Here is a 10,208-nt window from a genome sequence, read left to right as displayed (position 1 = left end):
TCTAACAGAATATTCCAGTCGGTCCATAGTGCATTCCCTTTGTTGAAATCATTCAGCATATTTTTGCTGTACAATTCTCCCAGACTTACATCATAAATCTTATCCATACTGAACTGTTCTTTACATCCTTCCGTGAAGGCCAGAAATTTATCAGGAAAAGCTCTGTGAGTTTCTGCTAAATTGTCAAAGAGCTGCGTTTTATTGTTCCATGTTTCATACCAGTGATAGCCGATTCCATGAGCATATTTTGAAGTTTCCGGATCACTTAGCGTAGTGGTTGCTCTTTGATAAATAAGGTCTCTGTTGTGATCCCAGATCATTACTTTTTTATCTTTATATCCGTTTTTCCAAAGTGTTGGCCCAAGATTCTTTTTCAGGAATTCTCCTTCTTCTTCAGCAGTATAGATACATGATTCCCAGCTTTGGGTAGCCATCGGCTCGTTTTGAACCGTCAGTCCCCAGATATTAATTCCTCTTTTTTCGTATTCTTTGATAAATTTGATATAATAATCTGCCCACGTTTGGTAGTATTCATTTTCTAATCTTCCGCCTTTATACAAACTTTTATTTGATTTCATCCAGGCTGGAGGACTCCATGGGGAGAAATAGAACGTAAAATTATTCCCGATCGCTTTCTGAGCTTCTTTTATCATCGGAATTTTATACTTCTCATCATGAGCAACGTTAAACGTTTTCAGGGAAGTGTCATTATCCTCTACATAAGTGTAAGAATCACTGGAGAAGTCACAGGAGTTCATATTGGTACGAACAACAGTATATCCCAATCCGTTCTTCCCAAAATAAGCGTCAAGAATTTCCTTTTGCTTATTCTTTGGCATTTTATAAAAAGTTTCTGCTGACGCATCTGTAATAGCACCACCAATTCCTATCAGTTTCTGGTATTTAAAATTGGGGGCCACAAAAATACAGGCTTCTGTTTCTTTGGGTTGTCCAAATTGTTCAAATTTAACGGCTCCTTTATCCACCATCTTCTCATCCGCTTTCGAGTTGGTAAGGATCACCTTAGCTGTTTTTCCTGCATTCTTTTTCCAATAATTCTGTGCATTGACATTGATGACAACGCCTACTACAAAACAACTTACAATTAGTTTTCTCATGATTTTCTTCTGTTTTTGGACCTTTTGTCCTCATTTTCATTATTTATTCTGATAGACTCTTACGTAGTCTATGTAATACTTTTGTGGAAAAATAGAGTCATCAATTCCCTTCTGACCTCCCCACATTCCCCCTACTGCAAGGTTTAAAATGATATAGTAAGGTCTGTCAAAAGGCCATGCCTCATTATTTTTTTCCATATTCTCATAGGTGAAAAATTTCTGATCATCTATGTAAACATCAATTTTTTCCGGGGTCCAGTCTGCTTTATAGACATGAAACTTTTCGCTGGCATCTTTTACAAACAGAGTATCTGTTTTCTGTGTTCCCAGGATATGATTGTACTTTTTAGTGTGAACAGATGCATGTATAAATCCCTGGTTATACCCAACATGTTCCATGATATCCAGTTCACCATCATCAGGCCACTTCTTCATATTTTCGCTCATCATCCAGATTGCCGGCCATGTTCCGCGACCTTTGGGAAGTTTTGCCCGGACTTCTACTGTTCCATATTGAAAAGCGAATTTCCCTTTGGTTAAAAGTCTGGCGGAAGTATATTTATTGGTTTCCCAATTTTCTTTTCTAGCTTCAATGATGAGGTTTCCTTTTTCCATTCTGGCATTTTCAAGCCTGTTTTTGGTATAAAACTGAGCTTCCTCATTTCCAAAACCGCCTCCACCTACATCATAATTCCATTTTAATGAATCCGGAAGACCTTTCCCATTGAATTCATCATTCCAGATCAGGGTTCTGTGAGCATCAGATTTGTGCGAGGCACAGTTTAAAGCAAAGAAAAACGAAGTCCCTGCTGCACCTATTGTGATGATATTTTTAACTTTCAAATTCATTTTTATTAGATTTTAGCTAAAGCTATTTTCTGACTTCTTTATTAAGCGGGCTAAAGCCCGCTTCTATTGAATTTTACTTTGTCCAGTTAATTCTTTTGGTCTGTACATTTTGAGAATTGGTTCCGATCATAATATCGAATTCTCCACTTTCCCAGTCAAAATTCAGATTGTCATCAAAAAACTTCAGGTCTTCCGGTGTCAGCTTAAACTCTACCTTTTTACTTTCTCCTTTTTTGATAAGTACTTTCTGGAAACCTTTCAGTTCCTTCACAGGTCTTACCACTTTACCGAAAAGATCTCTGATATAAAGCTGTACCACCTCTTCACCATCATATTTCCCTGTATTGGAAACGGTAACGCTGATATTCAGAGTCTGATTTCCTGTAAGGCTTGCAGAACTTAAAACCATGTCAGAATATTTAAAATCTGCATAGCTTAAGCCATATCCAAACGGATATTTCGGATCATTATCAAGATCTATATAGGCTGAAACATAGTTTCTGTCTGTATTATTTTTTGCAGGCCTACCCGTATTATAATGATTGTAATACACAGGAATCTGCCCTTCAGTTCTCGGAAAGCTCATCGGAAGTTTCCCACCAGGATTCACAGTACCGAATAAAACGTCTGCAATAGAGTTTCCGGCTTCAGTTCCCAGCCACCATGTGTACACGATTGTCGGAATATGATCTGCTGCCCAGTTGAAAATCAAAGGCCTTCCGGCGTTAATCATCAGAATGATTGGCTTGCCTGTTTTGGCAATTTCTTTCAATAAATCTTCCTGAACTCCTGTAAACCCAATATTACTTCTGCTTTTTGCTTCTCCACTCATCGCATGTCCTTCTCCCAATGTCATAATCACTACATCCGCTTTCTTTGCCGTTTCTACAGCTTCTGCAAACTGGGTTCTGTCCTGATCATCGACATTACAGCCTTTTGCATAAAGTAAAGTGGAATTTTTATCCAGTTGATTTTTAATTCCGTCAAATTGTGAAACGATTCTTTGGTTATCATCTTTAAAAGCAATAGACCAGAACCCATGATTTGCCACTGTTTCTTTACCAAAAGGGCCAATCAGAGCAACTGTTTTCGTAGTTTTTGAAAGGGGAAGAATATTTCCCTGGTTTTTAAGAAGAACAATACTTTTTGAACCAAATTCTCTTCCGAATTTTCTGTTCTCCTGATTATCGGTCTGTTCTTTCTGTCTCTTTTCATTGCTGAACCGGTAAGGATCATCAAAAAGACCCATTTCAAATTTTTTGGTTAAAATTCTTCCTGTTGCATCATCTATCAGTTTGGGGTCTACTTTTCCTTCTTTCACCAGTTTTGGAAGTTCTGCCATATAGACACGGCTTTCCATATCCATATCACTTCCACCCTGTATTGCTTTTTCAGCCGCTTCATTAGCATCTTTGGCATAACCGTGAGGAACCATTTCCCCGATGCTTCCCCAGTCTGAAACCACAAAACCTTTATAGTTCCATTTTCCTTTTAAAAGGTCTCTTTGAATATATTTGTTGGCTGTCGCCGGAATTCCGTTGATGTCATTGAAAGAGTTCATAAAAGTAGCTACTCCTGCTTCAGCAGCAGCTTTAAACGGAGGAAGGTACGTTTCATTCAGCTGTCTGAGGCTCATATCTACAGAATTGTAATCTCTTCCGCCTACTGCTGCACCGTATGCTGCAAAATGTTTTGCACAGGCCATCACGGCATCAAGACTTCCCAAACCTCTGCCCTGAAATCCTTTGATCCTTGCCAATCCTATTTTTGTTCCCAGGTAAGTATCTTCTCCGGAACCTTCCATTACTCTTCCCCATCTCGGATCTCTGGCAATATCCACCATTGGAGCAAACGTCCAGTGAATCCCATATGCCGCCGCTTCTGTTGCAGCAATTCTTTCCGATTTTTCTATCATTCCCATATCCCAGCTTGCCGCCTGCCCCAGATTTACAGGAAATGTGGTACGATATCCGTGGATAACGTCCTGCCCAAACAGCAAAGGAATTTTAAGCCTAGACTGCATTGCCAGTTTCTGAAATGATCTGGTTTCTTCTGATCCTGCCACATTCAGCATAGAACCCACTTTACCTTTTTTAATTTCTTCCAAAACGGCTGCCGAATTAGATTTCTGAGGTCCTGTAGCATATTCAAACCCACTGTACTGTACCATTTGCCCTACTTTTTCCTCAAGGGTCATTTTAGACAGCAATTCTGCTACTTTCTGATCAATTGTTTTCTGTCCGTATGCATTCATTCCCAATGCGGAAAATGCCAGTAAGAAATAAGCTCTTTTCATAGTATCAAATTAAAAAATATAGGTTGCTGTAGAACGTCCTGAAATTGTTACAGCAGCGGTTTTCCCGGCAAATTTAATATTAAAATTATCATCTGAAGGGTTATCGTTCTGCACAATTAAAACTATTTTCCCAAATTGAGTCTTAAAAGCAGCAGTGGAAAGTTTATCTGTCTGTGTGGAAGCGATACGCTGTGATCCTGCCGGAACAAATTTCGAAGCGTGGGCAATTATATAATAGGAAACATTTCTTGTGAAATTCTCACTGTCAGACACGGTAACTGCTCCTTTACATTCTGTACAACCGCCTGGTGTATGCGGAGCATATTCCGGATCGTTAGCAAGATTCCATTCCAAAGCGATTTTACTCCAGTTTCTCATGGAGCCGATAATTACATTTTTTGTGTGCCAGTTCAGATCTTCGGTAAAAGTTCCTTTTGATCCGGTCCACTGTTCGGTAAAGTATAGATTTTTATCAGGGAAAGCATTATGCACAGTACTTAGAGCCGAAATCTCTCCTTCATACAAATGAAAAGCGGATCCGTCTATATACTTGTTCGCTTCAGAATCTTTTAAAATATCAATGGCATATTCAGGTTTGTTGCAATTGTGATCGTAGACAACAATTTTCGTAGTAATTCCATTGGCTTTAAAAACCGGTCCGAGATGGTTCTTAATAAAATCTCCCTGCTTTTCAGACGGCATATACAAACTCGGATTATTTCCCGGGTGTAAAGGTTCATTCTGAGGGGTTACTGCATCGATGGTAATGCCCTCTTTTTTCATGCCCTGGATGTATTTTACAAAATATTGGGCATATGTTCCATAGAATTCAGGTTTCAAACTTCCTCCTTTTGACTGGCCATTGTCTTTCATCCAAACCGGAGGTGACCATGGCGCAGCAATGATTTTAACAGAAGGATTGATTGCTAAAATCTCTTTTAACGTAGCAATCAGATTTTTATCTTTTTCCAAACTGAAATTTGAAAGAGAAGGATCAGTCTGTCCTTCCGGCAGATCATCATATGAAAATACTTTACCATCAAGATCGGAAGCTCCTATACTTAACCTTAAATAGCTGATGGAAATTGAGTTTTTATCATTTCCAAAAAGTTCGTTAAGCAGTGCTTTTCTTTTGGAAGATGACAATCGGTTGATTACCTCAACACTTCCCCCTGTTAATGTATATCCAAAGCCATCAACATATTGAAACTTTTGAGAATCATCAATTTCAATATTCTGAAAACTGTTGGAAGTATTTACAAATTTAACAGAAGTCTGCTGCTGTAACTTTACACTTTCATCACCTTTTGTAAGCCAGTACTGTACTTCATTTCCTTTATTGGATACAACTGTACACGACAAAGAAAAAAGGGCCACACCACTAAGTAGTGCGGCACCTCTAAAGAAACTATATAAGTTGTGAAACTTCATATTTTAGTAACCAGGATTTTGTTTTAAAGCTGTATTTGCCAATTCGTTAAAAGGTATAGGCAGTATTTCATTTTTTCCTACCTTAAATCCTCTTGCTCCCAGTTTTGCTGATGCATCTCCCCATCGAACCAGGTCAAACCATCTATGGCCTTCTCCAGCAAGTTCTCTTCTTCTTTCATCTTTAATAGCTTGTAAAGAAACCGGAACTGATGCTAAACCCACTCTTGCCCTTACGGCATCTAATAATGCCTGAGCTCTTCCTCCAGCACCGCCCAGCGCTTCTGCCTCCATTAAATACGTATCTGCTAATCTAATCGCGATATAATTCTGACGAAAATTAAGTTCTGTAGGTCCTGGCAAATTTGATTTATCTGCATTTCTTGGCAAGTATTTATTTAAAAAATACCCTGTATCTTTATACCCAGGTGAATAGGTAATTTTGCCCTCGTCTTTGAATTTTTTACCATTAAAAATCGTAGCATCCAAACGAGGATCTCCCTGCATGAAATTAAATAAATCATCTGTAACAGGATTAAAACCCCAACTTGCATAAAGGTCCGGAGCGTCGTTATTTGGTACATTGGCAACGCGTCCGTAAGATTTTATCCCCAACATTACATTAATTGAGTTGCCTTCATCTTTTCCAGATCCCCAAAACGGCCAATCTGCATTACTTATGTTAGTATGCATTACCTCAAGAACAGACTCTGTTGTAAATTTATTATCTACCTTCCACAAATCTGCAAAATTGCTGACTAATTTATATCCATATTGGCTTGTCTGTCCTGGTGTACCATTAACCATTTCAAACTGGGCAGCTGCTTCAGCATTCTTTTTATCATATAAATAAATTTTTCCTAAAATAGCATGCGCTGTTCCTTGTGTAATTCTGCCTTTTTCACTTGCTCCAGATGGGACCAGCATAAGGTCAGGCAAAGCCGAAACAATATCAGATTCTATTTGAGCATATACTTTTGCAGGGTCTTCTTGAGGAATATTATAGAAATCGTCAGTTGCCAAAACAGGTTTCAAAATGAGAGGAATATTTTTAAACATTCTCAATAATTCAAAATAGTATAATGATCTCAATACTTTAGCTTCTGCAATAAATCTTTTTCTGGTCTGATCATTCATACTAGCGGCCGGAATTCTATCTAATAATAAATTTGCCTTTGCAATCCCCTGATAATAGTCTTTCCAATAGCTGGCTGGCATAATAATAGGGTTAATTGAATAATTGGAGAACCCTTGAATTCCTGCGCCATCTGAAGAATTCCCTCCTCCTGAATAAAAATCATCAGAAGCTCCATTAAAGAAGGTTACCATATTTTCAAATCCACCTGAATATTTTCTCAGCATATCATAAGTAGCAACTAGGCCACTGAATGCCTGTTCTTCATTTTTAAAATAGTTGCCTGAATCAAAAGTTCCTGTATTCTTTACATCTTCTAAATTTCCTCTGTCACAAGATATGGCTCCAAAACTTATACCTGTTAATAGTAAAACAGATACACTTTTATATATAAATCTTTTATTTTTCATTTTTTTGTCATTAAAATTGAACATTAGCCCCAAAAAGGAAAGTTCTTGCCTGCGGATAGAAGGCTCTGTCTATTCCATAGGTATCAGTACCTGCAATTTCAGGATCGTATCCTGTATATTTTGTAAAAGTTACAAGGTTTTCTGCAGTTACATAGAATCTGATTTTTGAAGCTCCAATAGTTTTTGCAACATCTTTCGACAGAGTATATCCTAACTGAACAAGTTTAAGACGCAAGTAATCTCCTTTTTGAAGATAATAGTCAGACATTCTGGTATAGTTCTGATTATCATCATTTCTTGTAACTCTTGCTATCGTATTAGACGTTCCTTCACCTGTCCAACGGTCCAAAATAGCTGTTTGGTAATTAGCTTCCTGAATATCAAGTCTTCTGAGTCCCTGAAAAATTTTATTGCCGGCTTGCCCTTGAGCAAAAATCATCAAATCGAAATTTTTATAATTCATATTGATGGTTAAACCAAATGTATATTTTGGAACTGAATTGCCCAGATTTACATAATCTTTCTCATCAATTACCCCATCACCGTTTGCATCAAGTCTTTTGAAATCTCCCGGTTTTGCATTAGGCTGGATCAACCCTCCATTAGCATTTTTATAGGCATCAACTTCTGCCTGATTTTGAAAAACACCAAGGTTTTGATATCCATAGAAAGAACCATATGATTCCCCAACCTGCAATCTGGAAACTGCTCCCAATGTTTGGAAAGAAGCAAAGTTTACATAAGGTCTGTTATCTTCAAGTCTTGTAATTTCATTTTTCAAATAGGCAAAATTACCATTTGCAGAAAAGCCAAAGTCACCCCAATTCTTTTTATATCCTAAGCTTACTTCAACCCCATCATTGTTCATATCCCCAATATTTCTAAATGGATTATTAATTAAACCTAAATAGCCGGGAAGCTCAACTTTTCTCAAGATATCTGTACTTTTCTTTCTGTAAACATCCACACTAAGATCAAAATTTCTGAAAATCTTAAGGTCTGCTGCAATATTGAACTGTGACGTCCTTTCCCATTTCAAATTAGGATTTTCGAGGGTACTTGGGGCATAGCCAACACGGATAATATTATCTCCGAATGTGTAATTACTTCCGGCTATCAGGAAATTAGCAAACTGGAAATCATCAATAGCATCATTACCCAATACTCCATACCCACCTCTAAGTTTAAACGTAGTAATTACTTTATTTTCCGGCCAGAAATTCTCGTTAGATACATTCCACCCTAAAGACATTGCCGGGAAGTTCCCCCAGTGGTTATTACCTCCAAATTTTGAGGAACCATCTCTACGGATAGTCCCCGTGAAAAGATACTTGTTATCATAATCGTAAACTATTCTGGCAAAATAAGAAGCTTTATGTGTTTGTTTCCCATCCCAGGCATTACCCGTTTTATTTTCCTGAGCAATATCAAAACTGAAAGAGGCATCTTCCCAGTTATTTACAGGAAGATTGGTAAATCTTATATTCTGTCCTGAAGAGATATTATATTCGTAATATCCTTGTCCTAGTAATACATTTAAGCTATGTAATCCAAACTTATTTTGGTAGGTCAGGGTGTTTTCGGTACTCCACTCAAACTTTTTATCAGTCTGCCTGAATAAGTTGTTAATATCATTTTTATTAGCCGTACTCAGGTAATTAGTCGGAGTGAAAACCTGCTCACCCCAATACGACAGTTTCCCGTTCATACTTGACTTAAAAGTGATATGCTTATTTAGCTTCAGTTCAGCAAATACATTTGCAATAATATCATCAGACCACTTATATCCTCCTAACTTGGTTTGTCTAAAAGCCAGCGGATTGGACATTTCTTTACTTACGAATTGTGAAAGTCCATAGGGATTCCCATTAGGATCTCTCACATAATTTGGATTATTGATATAATCACTAAAGTTTGGCTGATTATTAATACCATTAGTTACAACTACCGGTGTTAAAGGATCAAGGTTTATTGCAGAACTTAATGGACCTCCAAACTCTCCATTGTCAGTAACTCCTTGAGATCTTGTGTGGGTATATGCAAAGGTCTGGCCTATGGTCAGAAAGTCGAATACTTTATGGGTTGAATTTAATCTGGCATTCACCCTTTTGTAATTTGAGATATCCCTTAATACAATACCTTGCTGGTCGTAATATCCAAAAGATGAATAAAAAGTAGATTTATCATTTCCTCCATTAATGCTGAATTCATGAGATTGGCGTTGTGCACTGTTAAAGATTTGTTTTTGCCAGTCTGTGCCTGTTCCATAAGATGACGGATCTCCAAGTACCGGTTTCAAACCATCATTGGTATAAGCCTCGTTCATAATGGTTGCATATTGTGACCCATTTAATAAGTCCAGCTTTTTAGAGACAGTTCCAACACCAAAGAAGCCATTATAGGAAAGACCTAATTTCCCTTTGGTTCCTTTCCTTGTAGTGATCAAAATAACTCCTTTGGCTGCAGACACTCCATAAATAGCAGCGGATGCTCCGTCTTTAAGAACTTCAATCCCTTCAATATCAGACTGATTTAGCCAGCCTATATTATCCACTACAATTCCATCAACCACCCATAAAGGATCATTACTTCCCGCTCCAAAACTGGTAATACCACGAACACGAACTGTTGCAGCGGTTCCCGGTTGTCCGGAATTTGACACGACGGAAATTCCAGCAGCTCTTCCCTGAAGTACCTGCTCCGGCCTTCCAGCTGTAGGAGCATTTTCAATATCGCTGGCTTTAATACTCGCTATAGCACCTGTCACATTACTCTTTTTCTGAGTACCGTAACCAATCACTACAACTTCGTCTATTTTGTTTTCTTTAGCAATTGTGTCCTTCGCCTTGGTGGTCTGGGCACTGAAGTTGGCCGTAAAATAGAGGACGGCAACCACTCCTACGCTTCGTGATATTCTTACATTCATATACAGTTATTGTTTAATTCTCAAATTGAGACAATAAAAATATATT

Annotated in this window: 6 protein-coding genes; all 6 read right to left on the bottom strand. The window is 38.0% G+C overall.

Annotated elements, in window-relative coordinates; all coding sequences use genetic code 11:
- The coding region (locus CHRYMOREF3P_RS24060) for a glycoside hydrolase family 30 protein (protein WP_180565719.1) at positions 1 to 1,118 on the bottom strand (1,118 nt) is incomplete at its 3' end.
- Between the two features lie 39 nt (positions 1,119 to 1,157).
- Positions 1,158 to 1,967, bottom strand: coding sequence for a family 16 glycosylhydrolase (locus CHRYMOREF3P_RS24055; RefSeq protein ID WP_180565718.1), 810 nt, complete (start codon positions 1,965 to 1,967; stop codon positions 1,158 to 1,160).
- Positions 1,968 to 2,040: 73 nt separating this feature from the next.
- Positions 2,041 to 4,263, bottom strand: coding sequence for a glycoside hydrolase family 3 N-terminal domain-containing protein (locus CHRYMOREF3P_RS24050; protein WP_180565717.1), 2,223 nt, complete (start codon positions 4,261 to 4,263; stop codon positions 2,041 to 2,043).
- Between the two features lie 9 nt (positions 4,264 to 4,272).
- Complete coding sequence (locus CHRYMOREF3P_RS24045; protein WP_180565716.1) at positions 4,273 to 5,694, bottom strand: glycoside hydrolase family 30 protein; 1,422 nt, start codon at positions 5,692 to 5,694, stop codon at positions 4,273 to 4,275.
- A gap of 3 nt (positions 5,695 to 5,697) precedes the next feature.
- Positions 5,698 to 7,236: a RagB/SusD family nutrient uptake outer membrane protein gene (locus tag CHRYMOREF3P_RS24040; protein ID WP_180565715.1), complete on the bottom strand. Its 1,539-nt coding sequence runs from the start codon at positions 7,234 to 7,236 to the stop codon at positions 5,698 to 5,700.
- A 10-nt stretch (positions 7,237 to 7,246) separates the two neighbouring features.
- Positions 7,247 to 10,162: a SusC/RagA family TonB-linked outer membrane protein gene (locus tag CHRYMOREF3P_RS24035; RefSeq protein WP_180565714.1), complete on the bottom strand. Its 2,916-nt coding sequence runs from the start codon at positions 10,160 to 10,162 to the stop codon at positions 7,247 to 7,249.
- Positions 10,163 to 10,208 lie beyond the last annotated feature (46 nt).

Source organism: Chryseobacterium sp. JV274, from assembly GCF_903969135.1.
Taxonomy (GTDB): Bacteria; Bacteroidota; Bacteroidia; order Flavobacteriales; family Weeksellaceae; genus Chryseobacterium.
Note: the sequence above shows the minus strand (reverse complement) of the source record. Positions and strands in the feature narration are given on the sequence as shown.

What these genes read in the sequence shown, in the direction of transcription:
- CHRYMOREF3P_RS24050 (WP_180565717.1), bottom strand. Translation starts at nt 4,263, where the DNA reads ATGAAAAGAGCTTATTTCTTACTGGCATTTTCCGCATTGGGAATGAAT.
- CHRYMOREF3P_RS24055 (WP_180565718.1), bottom strand. Translation starts at nt 1,967, where the DNA reads ATGAATTTGAAAGTTAAAAATATCATCACAATAGGTGCAGCAGGGACT.
- CHRYMOREF3P_RS24040 (WP_180565715.1), bottom strand. Translation starts at nt 7,236, where the DNA reads ATGAAAAATAAAAGATTTATATATAAAAGTGTATCTGTTTTACTATTA.
- CHRYMOREF3P_RS24045 (WP_180565716.1), bottom strand. Translation starts at nt 5,694, where the DNA reads ATGAAGTTTCACAACTTATATAGTTTCTTTAGAGGTGCCGCACTACTT.
- CHRYMOREF3P_RS24035 (WP_180565714.1), bottom strand. Translation starts at nt 10,162, where the DNA reads ATGAATGTAAGAATATCACGAAGCGTAGGAGTGGTTGCCGTCCTCTAT.